At 74.2% G+C, this 15,441-nt stretch carries 12 protein-coding genes, 1 tRNA gene and 1 other RNA gene; 10 read left to right on the forward strand and 4 right to left on the reverse strand.

What is annotated here, in order from left to right:
• Nucleotides 1-142: 142 nt before the first annotated feature.
• On the reverse strand, nucleotides 143-736 hold the full coding sequence (locus QC283_RS32070; RefSeq protein WP_279565249.1) for an HhH-GPD-type base excision DNA repair protein: 594 nt from the start codon (nucleotides 734-736) through the stop codon (nucleotides 143-145).
• Between the two features lie 24 nt (nucleotides 737-760).
• Nucleotides 761-1,492, reverse strand: a complete 732-nt coding sequence (locus QC283_RS32075; protein WP_279565250.1) for a siderophore-interacting protein — start codon at nucleotides 1,490-1,492, stop codon at nucleotides 761-763.
• 82 nt (nucleotides 1,493-1,574) lie between these two features.
• Here QC283_RS32075 and QC283_RS32080 point away from each other — a divergent pair, with 82 nt between their 5' ends.
• The 5 genes from QC283_RS32080 (at nucleotide 1,575) to QC283_RS32100 (ending at nucleotide 7,804) form a co-directional block, all read left to right on the forward strand.
• Nucleotides 1,575-3,650: a penicillin acylase family protein gene (locus QC283_RS32080; RefSeq protein WP_279565251.1), complete on the forward strand. Its 2,076-nt coding sequence runs from the start codon at nucleotides 1,575-1,577 to the stop codon at nucleotides 3,648-3,650.
• Nucleotides 3,643-4,269: a GNAT family N-acetyltransferase gene (locus QC283_RS32085; protein ID WP_279565252.1), complete on the forward strand. Its 627-nt coding sequence runs from the start codon at nucleotides 3,643-3,645 to the stop codon at nucleotides 4,267-4,269. The genes QC283_RS32080 and QC283_RS32085 overlap by 8 nt, the downstream gene beginning before the upstream one ends.
• Nucleotides 4,266-4,760 (forward strand): cupin domain-containing protein, encoded by a 495-nt coding sequence (locus QC283_RS32090; RefSeq protein ID WP_279565253.1) that lies wholly within the window; start codon nucleotides 4,266-4,268, stop codon nucleotides 4,758-4,760. The genes QC283_RS32085 and QC283_RS32090 overlap by 4 nt, the downstream gene beginning before the upstream one ends.
• On the forward strand, nucleotides 4,757-5,590 hold the full coding sequence (locus tag QC283_RS32095) for an SDR family NAD(P)-dependent oxidoreductase (RefSeq protein ID WP_279565254.1): 834 nt from the start codon (nucleotides 4,757-4,759) through the stop codon (nucleotides 5,588-5,590). The genes QC283_RS32090 and QC283_RS32095 overlap by 4 nt, the downstream gene beginning before the upstream one ends.
• 297 nt (nucleotides 5,591-5,887) lie before the next feature.
• Nucleotides 5,888-7,804 (forward strand): copper resistance protein CopC, encoded by a 1,917-nt coding sequence (locus QC283_RS32100; protein ID WP_279565255.1) that lies wholly within the window; start codon nucleotides 5,888-5,890, stop codon nucleotides 7,802-7,804.
• 260 nt (nucleotides 7,805-8,064) lie between these two features.
• On the opposite strand, the gene QC283_RS32105 is transcribed toward QC283_RS32100, so the two are convergent.
• Nucleotides 8,065-8,673: a DUF2867 domain-containing protein gene (locus QC283_RS32105; protein WP_279565256.1), complete on the reverse strand. Its 609-nt coding sequence runs from the start codon at nucleotides 8,671-8,673 to the stop codon at nucleotides 8,065-8,067.
• Between the two features lie 95 nt (nucleotides 8,674-8,768).
• Here QC283_RS32105 and QC283_RS32110 point away from each other — a divergent pair, with 95 nt between their 5' ends.
• A complete protein-coding gene (locus QC283_RS32110) occupies nucleotides 8,769-9,332 on the forward strand; it encodes a TetR/AcrR family transcriptional regulator (protein ID WP_279565257.1) in 564 nt (187 codons plus the stop codon).
• A gap of 60 nt (nucleotides 9,333-9,392) precedes the next feature.
• On the opposite strand, the gene QC283_RS32115 is transcribed toward QC283_RS32110, so the two are convergent.
• A tRNA-Ser gene (locus QC283_RS32115) sits at nucleotides 9,393-9,480 on the reverse strand.
• Nucleotides 9,481-9,553: 73 nt separating this feature from the next.
• Between QC283_RS32115 and ffs the strand changes: the two genes are divergently transcribed.
• From ffs to QC283_RS32135, 4 genes are all read left to right on the forward strand, one after another.
• Nucleotides 9,554-9,652: signal recognition particle sRNA small type (gene ffs, locus QC283_RS32120), an RNA gene on the forward strand.
• Nucleotides 9,653-9,728: 76 nt separating this feature from the next.
• Nucleotides 9,729-12,125 carry a DNA polymerase III subunit gamma and tau gene (locus tag QC283_RS32125; RefSeq protein WP_279565258.1) on the forward strand — a complete coding sequence of 799 codons (2,397 nt, stop codon included), beginning with the start codon at nucleotides 9,729-9,731 and terminating at the stop codon, nucleotides 12,123-12,125.
• Between the two features lie 152 nt (nucleotides 12,126-12,277).
• A complete protein-coding gene (gene purD, locus QC283_RS32130) occupies nucleotides 12,278-13,555 on the forward strand; it encodes a phosphoribosylamine--glycine ligase (protein WP_279565259.1) in 1,278 nt (425 codons plus the stop codon).
• Between the two features lie 319 nt (nucleotides 13,556-13,874).
• The coding region (locus QC283_RS32135) for a hypothetical protein (protein WP_279565260.1) at nucleotides 13,875-15,441 on the forward strand (1,567 nt) is incomplete at its 3' end.

Here is a 15,441-nt window from a genome sequence, read left to right on the forward strand (position 1 = left end):
GCCCGCTACGCGCTGACGAAGTCGTCGCCTACGCGCCCGTCACGCGCTGACGAAGCCGTCGGCCACGTGCCCGCTACGCGCTGACGAAGTCGTCGCCTACGCGCCCGCTACGCGCTGACGAAGGCCGTCGGCCACGTGCCCGCTACGCGCCGGCGGCCTTCGCGGCCTTCGCCGCCGCCTTCATCTCCTGTTTGTGGGCGCGGACCTTGGTCAGGGACTCCGGCCCGGTGATGTCGGCGACGGAGCGGAAGGACTTCGGTTCGCCGTAGGCGCCGGCGGCCTCGCGCCAGCCCTCCGGGCGGACGTCGAGCTGTTTGCCGAGCAGGGCGAGGAAGATCTGGGCCTTCTGCTTGCCGAAGCCCGGCAGTTCCTGGAGCCGCTTCAGCAGCTCCTTGCCGGTGCCGACGCCCCGCCAGACGGCCTCGGCGTCACCGTCGTAGGTCTCGACGAGGTACCGGCACAGCTGCTGGACGCGACCGGCCATCGAGCCGGGGTAGCGGTGCACGGCCGGCTTGTCGGAGAGCAGGGCGGCGAACGCCTCGGGGTCGTAGGCGGCGATGTCGTGCGCGTCCAGGTCCTCCGCGCCCATGCGCCGGGCGATGGTCGACGGGCCCTTGAACGCCCACTCCATGGGGACTTGCTGGTCCAGCAGCATGCCGACCAGCGCGGCGAGCGGGCTGCGGCCGAGGAGCTCGTCGGCCTCGGGGTCCTGGGCGAGGTGAAGTGTGACGTCCATGCCCCGATGATCGCGCGTGCGGGCTCAGGTCGCGCGCCAGTACCCCAGCGCGCTCACCCGCTGCTTGTGCAGACCCAGCTCCTTGCGGGCGTACGAGCCCAGCGCCCGGGTCGTCGTCGTGTCGCAGGCGATCCAGACGTACGGTTCCGGGGTGGACCGCAGCAGCTCCGGCAGGTCCTGCTTCACTCGCGCGACCAGGTGGGCGCCCGCGTCCTGGCGCGGGACCGTGCGGACCTCGTGGCGGGCGGGGTCGGTGCGGAAGGGCAGGCCGTCGGTGCCGGTGCCGCCGTCCTCGAACCAGATCGTGGCGGGGACCGGGCCCAGCGCGTCGAGGAGGGAGTTGAGAGCGGGGAGGGAGGCCGGGTCGGCGACCGCGAAGACGCGGGAGGGAGTGGGCTCGGGGACCTCGAAACCGGTCCCCTGGACCGTCGCCTCGACGGTGTCGCCCGGCTTCGCCGCCCGCGCCCAGTCGCTCGCGCACCCCTCGTGCAGGGCGAACTCCAGGCCGAAGGTGCCGGTCGCCGGGTCCGGGTCGACCAGCGTGTACGCCCGCTGGTGCGGCTTGCCCGCGTTGTCGAACCACAGCCGCACCCACATCGTGGGGTGGACGCCGGTAGCGGCCAGCATGCCGCCGTCGCTCAGGCGCAGCCGCCGGAAGTCCGGGGTCACGTCCTCGGCATCCGTCACGGTGAACTCGAAGTCCTTGCCCCGCATCAGCTTGAGGACCGCGCCCTCCCAACCCCGCCCCTGCCCCATCGTTTCTTCACCCTTCACGTACTATTCGGCCACGACGATTGACTTAGGTGAGCCTAACCTAAAGGAAAGTGGGGGCACAGGGGTGAGCGCCGAGACATACCGCGACGCCTGGGGGATCCCGCACCTGCGCGCGGACAACGCGGTCGAACTCGCCCGCGCCCAGGGGCGGGTGACCGCCCGTGACCGGGCCTGGCAGCTGGAGGTCGAGCGGCACCGCGCGCAGGGCACCTCCGCGTCCTTCCTCGGGTCCGAGGCCCTGTCCTGGGACCGGCTCGCCCGGCGGGCACGGCTCGCGGACACCGCCCGCCGCTGCTTCGCCGCCCTGGAGGAGAGGGAACCGGAGACGGCCACCTGGGTGCGGGCGTACGTCGACGGCGTCAACGAGGGGCTGACCGAAACCGGTCCGTCCGCCCCCGAGTTCTCGCGCACCGGCCTCGTTCCCGGCCGCTGGGAGCCCTGGTCCCCGCTCGCCGTCTGGCTCGCCACGCACATCCTCTTCGCGGGCTTCCCCGCCAAGCTCTGGCGCGAGCACATCACCGCGCACCTCGGCCCGGACGCCGTCGCCCTCTTCGCCGCCGACGGACCCGGCACCGCCGGCAGCAACGGCTGGCTGGTGAGCGGCGAACGGACCGTGACCGGGCACGCCGTCATCGCCGGCGATCCGCACCGCTTCATCGAGGACCCCGGCGTCTACCAGCAGATCCACCTGTCCTGCCCGGAGTTCGACGTCGTCGGCCTCGCCGTGCCCGGCGTCCCCGGCATCGCCCACTTCGGTCACACCGGCACCGTCGCCTGGGCCATCACCAATGCCATGGCCGACTACCAGGACCTGTACCGCGAGCGACTGCGCCGCACCGGCGCCGGCGTCGAGGCGCTCGGCCCCGACGGCACCTGGCACCGCGCCGCCCGGCACACGGAGACGATCCGGGTCGCGGGGGAGGACGACATGGAGGTCGAGGTCATCGAGACCGACCGGGGCCCGGTCATCGCCGGCGGACCCGAGGGCCTCGACGACGGCACCCCCACCGCCCTCAGCCTGCGCTACCCGCCCCGTGTCACCGCCGACCTCGGCTTCGGCGCCCTGCTGCCGCTGCTGCGGGCCCGCCGGGTCGCCGACGTGGACCGCGCCCTGGACGCGTGGGCCGAGCCGGTCAACGTCGTCCAGGCCGCCGACACCGAGGGCGGGCTGCTGCACCGGGTCGCGGGGCGGGTGCCGTCGCGGTCCGCCGCCAACGGCCTGCGCCCGGTGCCGGCCTGGGAACCCGGCCACGAGTGGGAGGGCTGGCACACCCCGCCCCGCGCCGGGCTCACCGACGGTGTCGCCGTGATGGCCAACCAGCGCGGCCCGGCCACCCCGCTGGGCGTCGAGTTCGCCCCACCGCACCGCGCCGACCGCATCGCCGCCCTGCTCGCCGGGAAGGAACGCTGGTCGGCCGCCGACATGCCCGCGATCCACACCGACACCCACCTCGCCTCGGCAGCCGCCCTGCTCGACCACCTGACAGCCCTGGACGACCTGACCCCCGAGGCCGCCGCCCTGCGCGACCGCCTCCTGGCCTGGGACCGGCGCATGGACGCCGACAGCACCGACGCGGCGGTGTACGCGGCCGTGCGCGGAGCGGTCGTACGGCGGCTGGCCGCGCACCCGGTCCTCGCCGCGGCGTCCGTCCCACCCGCGTACCCCGAGGTGCTGCTGCCGTGGCTCGCGCTCGTGCCACGCGTCGGCTACGCCCTCGAACACCTGCTGCGCGCACCGGACCTGTACGGCATCGACCGCGCCGGGGCCGTCCGCGCGGCGCTGGAGGAGGTGGCCGTGAGTCCGCCCGCCGGCACCTGGGGCGACACCCACCGCCTCGCCCCCTGGCGGGCGCTGCCGGACACCACCCCCGGGGAGGAACCCGGTCTGTCCGGCGACCACGACTGCGTGCTGTGCACCTCCGCCGTACCCGGCCTCACCGACCGCGCCGCGCGCGGCCCGGCCGCACGGTACGTCTGGGACCTGGCCGACCGGCGGGACAGCCGCTGGGTGGTACCCCTCGGCGCGTCCGGCGTCCCCGGCGCCCCCCACCACCGCGACCAGCGACAGCTGTGGCTCGACGGAGAACTGGCCCCGGTGGTCACCGACTTCGCCCGCCTCACGAAGGAAACCGATGTCTGACCCGTCCCTGCCCCCGTCCCCGTACGCCTCCCGCGTCGCCGTCCACGAGCAGGAGCTCGCCGGCTTCGGCACCGTCCGCGTCCTCCCCCTCGACGCCGCCGTGGACGCCGCCGTGGTCCACCGCTGGGTGAGCGAGGAGCGGGCCGCCTTCTGGGGCATGAACGACCTCACCCCGGAACAGGTCGCCGAGACCTACGCCTTCATGGACACGCTCGACACCCACCACGCCTACCTGGTGGTGAAGGACGGCGCGCCCGTCGCCGTGTTCCAGACCTACGAGCCCGGGGCCGACCGGGTCAGCGAGTGCTACGACGTCGAACCCGGCGACATCGGCGTACACCTGCTGCTCGCCCCCGCCGGGCCCGAGGGCGCGCGGCCCGGCTGGACCGCCGCGCTGGCGGGGGCCCTGATGGCGTACGTCCTGCTGGGACTGGGCCGGAAGCGGATCGTGGTCGACCCGGACGTCGGCAACGAGAAGGCGATCGCGCGCTTCCTCAAGCAGGGCTTCACCGCCGGACCGGCGGTCGTGCTGCCCGAGGTCGACCTGCCGGACGTGTACCTGCCGGAGAAGAAGGCGCAACTCGCCTTCCTCCGCCGGGAGGTAGCCTTCCCGGCGTGACACCGCCCCCGCCGACCGCCGAGGACCTGATCGCGCACTACGGACTGGAGCCGATCCCCCGTGAGGGCGGCCTGTTCCGGCGTACCTGGGCCGGCCCCGAGCGCCCGGACGGACGCCCGGCGGGCTCGGCCATCGTGGCGCTGCTGACCGCCCGTCCGGGTGACTTCTCCGCCCTGCACCGCCTGCCTTTCGACGAGGTCTGGCACTTCTACCTCGGCGACCCGCTGGAACTGCTGCTCCTCGCCCCGGACGGCGGCGCGCGTACGGCGGTGCTGGGACCGGACGTGCTCGGCGGACAGCACGTGCAGTTCACCGTCCCCGCCGGCACCTGGATGGGCGGCCGGGTGGCCGAGGGCGGCACATGGTCGTTCTTCGGGTGCACGATGGCGCCCGGATTCACCTACGGGGACTACGAGCACGGCGACGCGGCCGGCCTCACGGCGCGCTATCCGGCGGCGGCCGAGCGGATCGTGGAACTCTGCCGCCCATGACTCTCCTCGACGGTCAGGTCGCTCTGGTCACCGGCGCGGGCGGCGGCATCGGCCGGGGCGTCGCGCTGCGGTTCGCCGAGGAGGGCGCGGCGGTCGCGGTGCACTGCCGTACGGCGGTGGAGGCGGCGCGGGACGTGGCCGCGCGGATCCGGGAGCGCGGCGGACGGGCCACGGTCCTGCGGGCCGACCTCACCGACGAGGACGCCTGCCGGCGCCTGGTCGAGGAGGCCGCCGACTGGGGCGGGGGCCGTGGGGGACGCGAGGGGCGTGGGGGACAGGGAGGACAGGGAGGACAGGGAGGACAGGGAGGTCGAGGGGGGCGGTTGACGGCGCTGGTCAACAACGCGGGCGTGCAGCCGTTGAGGGAGCTGCCCGGTATGACGGCCACCGAGTGGCGGACGGTGGTGGACACCAACCTCACCAGTGTCTTCGCGTGCACACAGGCCGCCGCCCGGATCATGCGGGCCCAGGGCGGCGGCACGGTCACCCACATCGCGTCCATCGAGGCGGGCGCCCCCGCACCCGCCCACGCGCACTACAGCGCCTCCAAGGCGGCGGTCGTGATGCACGCCCGTTCGGCCGCGCTGGAGTACGGCCCGTGGGGAGTGAGGGTCAACACCGTCTCGCCCGGCCTCATCGACCGGGAAGGGCTGGCCGGCGCCTGGCCGGACGGCGTCCGCAGGTGGCGGGAGGCGGCACCCACGGGACGGCTGGGGCGGCCGGAGGACGTGGGCGACGCGTGCGTGTTCCTGGCGTCGCGGCTGGCGTCCTGGGTCACCGGACACGACCTCGTGGTGGACGGCGGGATGACGGCCCGCCCGTCGTGGTGAGGACCCGGCCCGGCATCCGGTGAGTCGACGAGTGAGCCCTCGGTAGGCCTTCGACGAGTTCACGGGTGATTCCCCGGTGGTCTTCGACGCGTCTTCGGTGAGCGGGACGGAGCCCGCGTCCGTACGTATCCCCGAGGCGGTGGGTCCCGACGACGGAGATGCGACGTGAGATGTGGTGGCGGTGCGCGCACCGGAACCCGGGAGCGAGGGGACCGTCGAAGCGGACGGACCCAACGGACCCGAGGGACCCGACGACCCCGAGGGACCCGACGGACCCGACGGGGAGTTCAGGGACTGGTGCTGCTGGGCGCCGTGCTGGTCCTGTTCGTCCTCGGTGGCGCGGGACCGGCGTCCGCCCACGCCGCTCTGCGCTCCACCGACCCCGAGGACGGCAGCGTCCTCCAGCGGGCCCCCCGCCACGTCACCCTGACGTTCACCGAGTCCGTCGGCCTGCGCGACGACTCCTTCCGCGTCCTCGACCCCGGCGGCCACCGGGTGCGCACGGGGGATGCCGGGCGGGCGGACGGTCGTTCCGACACGGCCCGCGTCGCGCTGTCGGGCGAACTCGGCGAGGGCACGTACACCGTGGCCTGGCGGGTGGTGTCGGCCGACAGCCACCCCGTCTCCGGCGCCTTCACCTTCTCGGTCGGCAAGGCCTCCGCGACGACCGCGTCCGTGGACACCGGCCCCACCGAGAACCCGCTGACCGCCACCCTCCACAAGATCGCCCGCTACCTCTCCTACCTCGCCGCCGCCCTGCTCATCGGCACCGCCGCCTTCGTCGCCCTGTGCCGGCCGCCGGATCCCGCCCCGCTGCGCCGCCCGCTGGTGGCGGGCTGGTGGACCCTGCTGGGGGCCACCGTCGCCCTGCTGGTGCTACGTGCCCCGTACGAGGCGGGTACGGGGCCGTCGACCGCCCTCGACGCCGACGTGCTCGGCGGCACCCTCACGACCCGGCCCGGCGTGTTGCTGGTGGTCAGGCTGGCGCTGCTCGTGCCGTTCGCGCTGTTCCTGCTCCGCACGGCCCGCGGGGACCGTCACCGGGAGCGCACTGCCCTCGCCGCGGCCGGCGCGGCGCCGACGATCGGCCTCGCCGCCGCCGGGGGTGCCGTGTCGGCGGTCGGCCTCGCCCTGACCTGGGCCGCCGCCGAGCACGCCTCCGCCGGGATCCAGGTGCCGGTCGCGATGACGTCGTCCGTGCTGCATCTGCTGGCCACCGCGGTCTGGCTCGGCGGTCTCGTGGCCCTGCTCCTCACCCTGCGCGGCCGTCCGGACGCCGGCACGGTCGCGCGCTTCTCCCGGATCGCCTTCGTCTCCGTGACCGTCCTGGTCGTCACCGGCGTCTACCAGTCCTGGCGCGGCCTCGGCTCCTGGCCGGCGCTCACGGAGACGACGTACGGCAGGCTGCTGCTGGCGAAGCTGGCCGGGGTGGCCGTGCTGCTGGCCGCGGCGGCGGTCTCGCGACGGTGGACGGCCGCGTGGGTGGCGGCGGCAGGCGTGGCGGGGGCGGGGGCGGGGACGAGCGCGGAGACGAGCGTGGAGACGGCCGTACGTGAGCGCGTACCTGAGCGGGTGCCGGAGCCGATGGGCGGGCCACCGGCGCGGGCGATGCCGGAGCCGCCCGAACCCGGAGCGTCCGAACCGGGAGCGCCTGAACCGGGACTGTCCCAACCGGGAGAGTCCGAACCGGGACTCTCCCGACCGGAACCGCCCGTCGACGGGGACGCACACCGCCGGGGGCTGCGCCGGTCCGTCCTGGTCGAGGCCGTCGTCGCGGCCGTGGTCCTGGTGGTCACGACCGTGCTCACCGGCACCCTGCCGGGCAGGGCCGCGGACGAGGCGGCGGCACGGGCCGTACCGGCGGGCGGAGTGCTGCCCGCGTCCGTCACCACGATCCCCTTCGACGTCGGCAGCTCCGGCCGGGGCACGGTCCAGATCACCCTGGACCCCGGCCGCACCGGCGACAACGCCGTGCAGGCCGTGGTCTTCGGCCCCGACGGCAGCCTGGCCGCCGTACCCGAACTGCGCCTCTCCTTCACCCTGCCCGACCGCGAGGTCGGCCCGATCGACGCGGAACTCGTCGACCGGGGCGGCTACTGGAGCGCCAACTCCCTCACCCTCCCCCTCCCCGGCACCTGGACGATGAAGACGACGGTCCGGGTGTCGGAGATCGACCAGGTGAGCGAGACGAGGAGGATCCGGATCGAGCGGTAGCGAACCCGGCGAGACTGCAACTCCCCCGTGAGTGCGGGGGGACAGGACACCGCTGAGGACCGGTGCGGCCAGCGCGTACGCCGCCCCCGCGGCCACCGCTGTCAGCAACGGCTCGCGCACCCGGCCGAGCCCGACGGCGAGGATCCGGGTCAGGCTGATGACCACGGTGAGCAGCAGAGGCGTGAGCGGCCTGCCGAGGGCGTCGGTCAGTCCGGTGACCGAGAACGAGTCCCCGCCGGGCCGCTGGAAGCGAGAAGGCGTCAGCGTGCCGCTCGGCGCTCCGCGTTCTCCCGCCACTCCCGGCCGATCGATCGCATCAGGGCCGGGTACACCCCCAGGTACCGGAAGGGCTTGATGCCGAGCATGTACAGCGAGCCCAGACGGCCGTTGGGCTTCACCAGGACGGCCAGCTGGCCGCGACAGCCGCCGTTCCCGTCGGGGACCCAGCCGATGTGCAGCACCCCGTGCATGGTCTTGTTGGCGCACTCGGCGGCCCACTCGTCGTGTGTCTGGAAGACCGAGGTGAAGGGTACCGAGCTGAGATCGGGCCCCCGTGGCCCTTCGCGCAGGTCGTCCGGCAGCCGGTCGCGCAGTGTCGCCACCCGGCCGCCGACGCCCGCCTCCGGCTTGTCCCAGCCGAGCAGCGCGCCGAGCTTCCAGCGCACCGCGAAGAGAAAGCGGCCCACGGGGTTGCCGCCGTCCGGACCGTCCTCGCCGCCCGCCATCTGCTCGACCAGATGGCGCAGGTCGTCCGGACCGCCCGGCGTCGGCAGCGCCCACACGTCCTCGAGCCGGAAGTCGCCGGCGATCTCGTGGATCCGCCAGGGGCGGGACGTGTGCTCGGCCGAGGGAAGACGCAGATCACTCATGGCAGCTTCCTGTCTATACGGTGGCGTATAGACCGAGCATAGACTGATCTATACGCCTCCGTATATTGATCGGGGCGTGTGAGGAGCGACACGGCATGGGAGCGATCCGTACACCGCGGGACAAGTGGATCGAGGAGGGGCTCCGTACGCTCGCCGCCGGCGGCCCCGAGGCTGTCCGGGTCGAGGTCCTCGCCCAGGCGCTCGGCGTCAGCAAGGGCGGCTTCTACGGCTACTTCCGCAACCGCGCCGCCCTCCTGGAGGAGATGCTCGACGCTTGGGAGCGCGGGGTCACCGAGGGCGTCATCGACCGCATCGAGCGCGACGGAGGCGATGCCCGCGAGCGACTCGGACGCCTCTTCGACTTCGTGGGGTCGGGCGGAGCGCCCCTGACCGGCGCCGGGGTCGAACTCGCGATCCGCGACTGGGCCCGGCGCGACGAAGGCGTCGCCCGGCGCCTCCGCCGGGCCGACAACCGCCGCATGGACTACCTGCGCGAGCTCTACGGAGCCTTCTGCCCGGACGAGGGCGACGTCGAGGCCCGCTGCCTGATCACCTTCTCGCTGCGCATCGGCGACCACCTCATCGCGGCCGACAACGGCCCGCGCGACCGCGCGGAAGTCCTCGCCGCGGTCAGGGACCGGTTGCTGAGCTCGAGCTAGCAAGTCGAAGGGCCCCGCAGCAAGCTGCGGGGCCCTTCGACTTCGTGCCCGGTGAGGCACTGGCGGAGGATACGAGATTCGAACTCGTGAGGGGTTGCCCCCAACACGCTTTCCAAGCGTGCGCCCTAGGCCTCTAGGCGAATCCTCCGCAGAGAACATTACATGACGTCGGAGAGTGCTTGCGAACTCGTTCTCGGGGCCCCACATCGGGTAACGTGTGGCTCAGCCCCTCACGCGGCGCTATCTGACTGAACTCCCCCAGGGCCGGAAGGCAGCAAGGGTAGGTTGGCTCTGGCGGGTGCGTGGGGGGCGCTTGCGTTCGTGGCGCGGTCCGGTTGTCGGTGCGCGGTTCGGTGTGCGGACCGGTTGTCGGTGGGCGCCTATAACCTCGTATGCGTGTCGTCTCTCGCGCTCTACCGCCGTTACCGCCCGGAGTCCTTCGCCGAGGTCATCGGTCAGGGGCATGTCACTGACCCGCTGCAGCAGGCGCTGCGGAACAACCGGGTCAATCACGCGTACCTGTTCAGCGGTCCGCGAGGATGCGGCAAGACGACCAGCGCGCGGATCCTGGCGCGCTGTCTGAACTGCGAGCAGGGCCCCACCCCGACGCCGTGCGGAGAGTGCCAGTCGTGCCGCGACCTCGCGCGCAACGGACCGGGTTCCATCGACGTCATCGAGATCGACGCCGCCTCGCACGGTGGCGTGGACGATGCCCGTGACCTGCGTGAGAAGGCCTTCTTCGGGCCCGCCTCCAGCCGGTACAAGATCTACATCATCGACGAGGCCCACATGGTCTCCCCGCAGGGCTTCAACGCCCTGCTGAAGGTCGTCGAGGAGCCCCCGGAGCATCTGAAGTTCATCTTCGCCACCACCGAGCCCGAGAAGGTCATCGGGACCATCAGGTCGCGGACCCACCACTACCCCTTCCGGCTCGTGCCGCCCGGCACCCTGCGCGACTACCTCGGCGAGGTGTGCGGCAAGGAGCAGATCCCGGTCGCCGACGGCGTGCTGCCGCTGGTGGTGCGGGCCGGCGCGGGATCCGTCCGGGACTCCATGTCCGTCATGGACCAGCTGCTCGCGGGCGCCGGTGCCGACGGTGTGACGTACGACATGACGACCTCCCTGCTCGGCTACACGGACGGCTCGCTGCTCGACTCCGTCGTCGAGTCGTTCGTCTCCGGGGACGGCTCGGCCGCCTTCGAGGTCGTGGACCGGGTGATCGAGGGCGGCAACGACCCGCGGCGCTTCGTCACCGATCTGCTGGAGCGACTCCGCGACCTGGTGATCCTCGCCGCCGTGCCCGACGCGGCGGACAAGGGGCTCATCGACGCCCCGGCCGACGTCCTCGAGCGGATGCAGGCCCAGGCGCGGTCCTTCGGCGCCGCCGAGCTGAGCCGCGCCGCCGACATCGTCAACGAGGGACTCACCGAGATGCGCGGCGCCCACTCGCCGCGCCTCCAGATGGAGCTGATCTGCGCGCGCGTGCTGCTGCCCGCCGCGTACGGCGACGAGCGCTCGGTGATGGCCCGCCTGGACCGGATCGAGCGCGGTGTGCAGTTCTCCGCGGGTGCCGGGGCTCCTGCCATGGGCTACGTGCCCGGACCCGAGGCGCATGCGGGTGCGGGTGCGGGAGCCGGGGGCGTCGCGGCCGTCGCCGCGCCGGTTCCGCCGGGCGGCGGGCCCGCCGCGGCCCGCGCGGCGGTACGGGCTCCTGGGCCCGGTGGCGGTGCCCCGGCGCCCGGTCAGAGCGGCTCGCCTTCAGAGGCGGCTGCGGGTGCCGGTGCTGCACCTGGTGCCGCTGCCGGTGCGGGGCCCGCTCCTGACGAAGGCGGCGGTCCCGCTGGCGGCAGGCAGCCGCAGGCCGCCCCCGCGCCTCCTTCCGCCCCCGCGCCTCCTTCCGCTCCCGCTGCGGCGCCCGCCCCGGCGCCCGCGCCCGGTGCCTGGCCGACCACGGCTCCCGCGGGTGGCGGGCGGCGCCCCGGAGGGTGGCCCACGGCGGCACCCGCGGGCGGCGGTCAATCCCGGACGCCTGCCGATCCCGATCCCGGTCCCGTCTCGGCCCAGGGTCCGGCTCCGACTCCGGCCGCGGTTCCGGCATCCGATCCGGCGGCTTCCGCGGCCGCGCCCGCCCCCGCCTCTCCGCCGCCGGGCGCGGGAGTCGACCCCCGCACGATCTGGCCCAACATCCTGGAGGCGGTCAAGAACCGCCGCCGGTTCACCTGGATCCTGCTCAGCCAGAACGCCCAGGTGACCGGCTTCGACGGCACATCCCTCCAGATCGGGTTCGTCAACGCCGGTGCTCGCGACAACTTCCTGAGCAGCGGCAGCGAGGACGTGCTGCGGCAGGCTCTGGCCGAGCAGTTCAACGTGCAGTGGAAGGTCGAGGCGGTCGTCGATCCCTCCGGCGGCTCGGCATCCCCGCCCCCGGCCGGGCCCTCCGGCGGTTATGGCGGTCCCGGTGCCGGTGGTGGCGGCTTCGACGGTGGCGGCGGTGGCAGCGGTGGTGGCGGTGGCGGCTTCGGGGGCGGTGCGCCCGCGCAGCGTCCGTCTGCGCCCTCGCCCGCGGCCCCGCCTCCACAGGCCGCGCCCGCCCCGCCGGGACCGACGTCAGGGCAGGCGTCCGCGTCCGCCCCCGCGCCCCGGCCCCCGGCGCCCGCTCCGCGCCCGGTCTCCCCTGAGGACGACATCCCCGAGGACGACGACCCAGACCTCGACGAGTCGGCCCTCTCCGGCAAGGAACTGCTGGTGCGCGAGCTGGGAGCGTCGGTGGTCGAGGAGATCCCGCACGAGTAGCGGACGACCTGCGGATCCGGCGGTCCAAGGCGGTCCAGGGCCGTCCTGGAGGACTGCTGGAGGCTGCCCTGGAGGAACGTACAAGCCCGCGAGCCCCGCTCCTTCGGAAGCCCGCACAAACCGCACCGGCCCGTTCCCATTAGGCTGACCCCGTGAAGGTCCTTGTCATCGGCGGCGGCGCCCGCGAACACGCCCTGTGCCGTTCCCTGTCCCTCGACCCCGACGTCACCGCGCTGCACTGCGCACCCGGCAACGCCGGTATCGCCGAGGTCGCCGAACTGCACCAGGTCGACGCCCTCGACGGCGCGGCCGTCACCGCGCTGGCCACGCGGCTCGGCGCCGAGCTGGTCGTGGTCGGTCCCGAGGCGCCCCTCGTCGCCGGGGTCGCCGACGCCGTGCGCGAGGCGGGTATCCCGGTCTTCGGCCCCTCCGGGCAGGCCGCCCAACTGGAGGGCTCCAAGGCCTTCGCCAAGGACGTCATGGCCGGCGCCGGCGTACCCACGGCCCGCTCCTACGTCTGCACGACCCCGTCCGAGGTCGACGCGGCCCTCGACGCCTTCGGCGCCCCCTACGTCGTCAAGGACGACGGACTGGCCGCCGGCAAGGGCGTCGTCGTCACCGACGACATCGAGGCCGCCCGGACGCACGCGAACGCGTGTGACCGCGTCGTCATCGAGGAGTACCTGGACGGTCCCGAGGTCTCCCTCTTCGCCGTCACCGACGGCGAGAACGTACGCCCGCTCCAGCCCGCCCAGGACTTCAAGCGCGCGCTCGACGGCGACGAGGGCCCGAACACCGGCGGCATGGGCGCGTACTCACCGCTTCCGTGGGCCGACCCCAAGCTGGTCGACGAGGTCGTGCAGAGCGTGCTCCAGCCGACCGTCGACGAGATGCGCCGCCGCGGCACCCCGTTCTCCGGCCTGCTCTACGCCGGTCTCGCGATCACCTCGCGCGGTGTCCGCGTGATCGAGTTCAACGCCCGTTTCGGCGACCCCGAGACCCAGGTCGTACTGGCCCGTCTGAGGACACCGCTCGCCGGCCTGCTGATGGCCGCCGCCACCGGCAACCTCGCCGACCTGGAGCCCCTGCGCTGGAGCGACGACGCGGCCGTCACCGTGGTCGTCGCCTCCCGCGACTACCCCGCCACCCCGCGCACCGGCGACCCGATCACCGGCCTCGCCGACGTGGCCGCCGAGGACGCCCCGCACGCCTACGTCCTGCACGCCGGCACGCGGGGCGAGGGCGACGCCGTCGTCAGCGCCGGCGGTCGCGTCCTGTCCGTCACGGCCACCGGCGCGGACCTCACCGAGGCCCGCGACCGCGCGTACCGGGCCGTCGCCCGCATCGGCCTCGACGGCTCCCAGCACCGCACGGACATCGCGGCGAAGGCGGCGGCGGACGCCGCGACGGAGGCTGCCGCCGGGGCGTGACCCGGTCCCGGCCCGCGCCCGGGCGGCAACCGGACAGCACCCCTCCGCACCGAACCCGACAGGCCCCGGATCCTCCCAGGAACCGGGGCCTGATCCTTGCTGTCCGTCATCCACCTTTCCCCAAAGCCATTCCATCGAGTGACCGATGCGCCATACGGCTGACGGGCGTGAAGGCCCCAACTAGGGTGCCGCGCAAGCGTTCCGGCACTTGGCCCACCGGCATTGCGATGTCAGTGGCGGGTGCCACAGTGGGGGAGTGAGCAAGAGCCGGAGAGCAGCAGGAAAGTCCAGGGCAGCAAGGAGGGGGTGAGGTCCGGTCGTGACCGGTACCGGTGGTGTGGAGATGGGCGCGCAGGCCGCGCGTTCCCAGGCGCTGGCCGTGCTGCGCATCCGCAGCAGGGCACTGGCCGTCGCCCTGCTGCCCGCTGCCGCCGCCGTGATCCTGCTCGTGGGCGGCTCCACCGGGCACCTCGCGGGCGAGGGCTGGGACGTCGTCCGCTGGACCGTGTCCGCGCTCGCTCTCCTCGTCCTGGCGGCCGCCGCCGGAGTCGCCCTGGTCGTCGCCCGTTCCCGGCCCGCCGTGACCCCCACGGTCACGATCGCCGAGGAGTCGGCGCCGGACCTCTACCGGATGGTGCGCGACCTGGCCGACCGGCTCGACGTGCCCGCCCCCTCCGCGATAGCGCTCACGCCGGACTGCGACAGCTGGCTGGAGGACCGCACCCACCCGGCGCACGGCCCGCCGCCCGTGGAGGAGCACGACGACGTGGCCGGCATGGGCGGACCCGCCCACCGCCGGACCGCCGCCGCGCCCGTCCTCGTCATCGGCTCACCCTTCCTCTGGTGGATGCGCGTCGGCGAGCTGCGTGCCGTCCTCGCCCCGGTCGTCGCGGGTACGGGGCCCTCGGCGCACCCCGACATAGCCGCGGCCCGCCGCTTCATACGGGGCCTGGACGCCGCGGTGGCGGTGGCCGCCACGGGCGGGCGCGGCCCGCTGTCCCGCCCGGTGCGTGCGAGTCTCGGCTGGGTGTCCCGGCTCCTGCTGCGCGGCTGCCGTGTTCACGCGGCCGGGATGGAGCGCGGGGTCGCGGCGGCCGCCGCCGAGCGCGCACAGGCTGTGGACTACGGCCTGCGGATCGTCGCACAGGAGCAGGTCGGGCTCGCTTACGCGGGCTGGGACCGTCTGCTGACCCGGGTCGCGCTGCCTGCCTGGCGGATGGGCCGCTGGCCCTCCCGGCTGGACGTGGGCGTCGTCGCCGCGCTCACGGAGCTGTCCCGCCGCGACCGCCTCGCCGAGGGCTTCGCCTCCCGACTGGGTGAGCGTCCCGCCTGCGACCTGCTGGAGGAGCCCGGGGCGATCGACGAGGCGGTCTCCCTCCTCGCCGCCCGCCTCTTCCACGGGGGGCCCGCCGAGACCGGCCCGGACTGGGCGCCGGTGGGATGGGACGAGTATCCCGAGGAAGTCGTCGACCGGACCTGGCGCATGGACGCGGCCCGCCTTCACCGCGTCCTGGACGCCCTGGGTGTCCGCCGCGCCGCGGAAGGCGCCGCACCGGGCACCGACGGCCCCACTCTGACCCGAGTCCTGGACCACCTCACGACATCGCCCGCCCTGTACGCCGAAGGCCCTTCGGGACCACGGGACACGGGAGCCGCAACCGGCACAGACCTCGGAGCCGTAACCGGGACCGAGGCCCGGGCCGCCTCCGACCGCGCCCCCGGCCGCGACCGCGACACCACCACGGAGACCGAGAGCCGCGGGGAGGCCGAGTTCACCACCCTCACCAGCACCGAATCCCGCACCGACGCCGACGCAGACGCCGGCGCCGGCACCGGCACTGAGGCCGGCGCCCCCACCGCCCACCCCGGCACCCCCACCGCCCACC

Origin of the sequence: Streptomyces sp. DH41, assembly GCF_029813785.1 — a bacterium.
GTDB lineage: Bacteria > Actinomycetota > Actinomycetes > Streptomycetales > Streptomycetaceae > Streptomyces.

Excerpts from the sequence above, each read along its gene's own strand:
- QC283_RS32070 (WP_279565249.1), bottom strand. The coding sequence starts at position 736 with ATGGACGTCACACTTCACCTCGCCCAGGACCCCGAGGCCGACGAGCTC.
- QC283_RS32075 (WP_279565250.1), bottom strand. The coding sequence starts at position 1,492 with ATGGGGCAGGGGCGGGGTTGGGAGGGCGCGGTCCTCAAGCTGATGCGG.
- QC283_RS32085 (WP_279565252.1), top strand. The coding sequence starts at position 3,643 with ATGTCTGACCCGTCCCTGCCCCCGTCCCCGTACGCCTCCCGCGTCGCC.
- QC283_RS32095 (WP_279565254.1), top strand. The coding sequence starts at position 4,757 with ATGACTCTCCTCGACGGTCAGGTCGCTCTGGTCACCGGCGCGGGCGGC.
- QC283_RS32105 (WP_279565256.1), bottom strand. The coding sequence starts at position 8,673 with ATGAGTGATCTGCGTCTTCCCTCGGCCGAGCACACGTCCCGCCCCTGG.
- QC283_RS32110 (WP_279565257.1), top strand. The coding sequence starts at position 8,769 with ATGGGAGCGATCCGTACACCGCGGGACAAGTGGATCGAGGAGGGGCTC.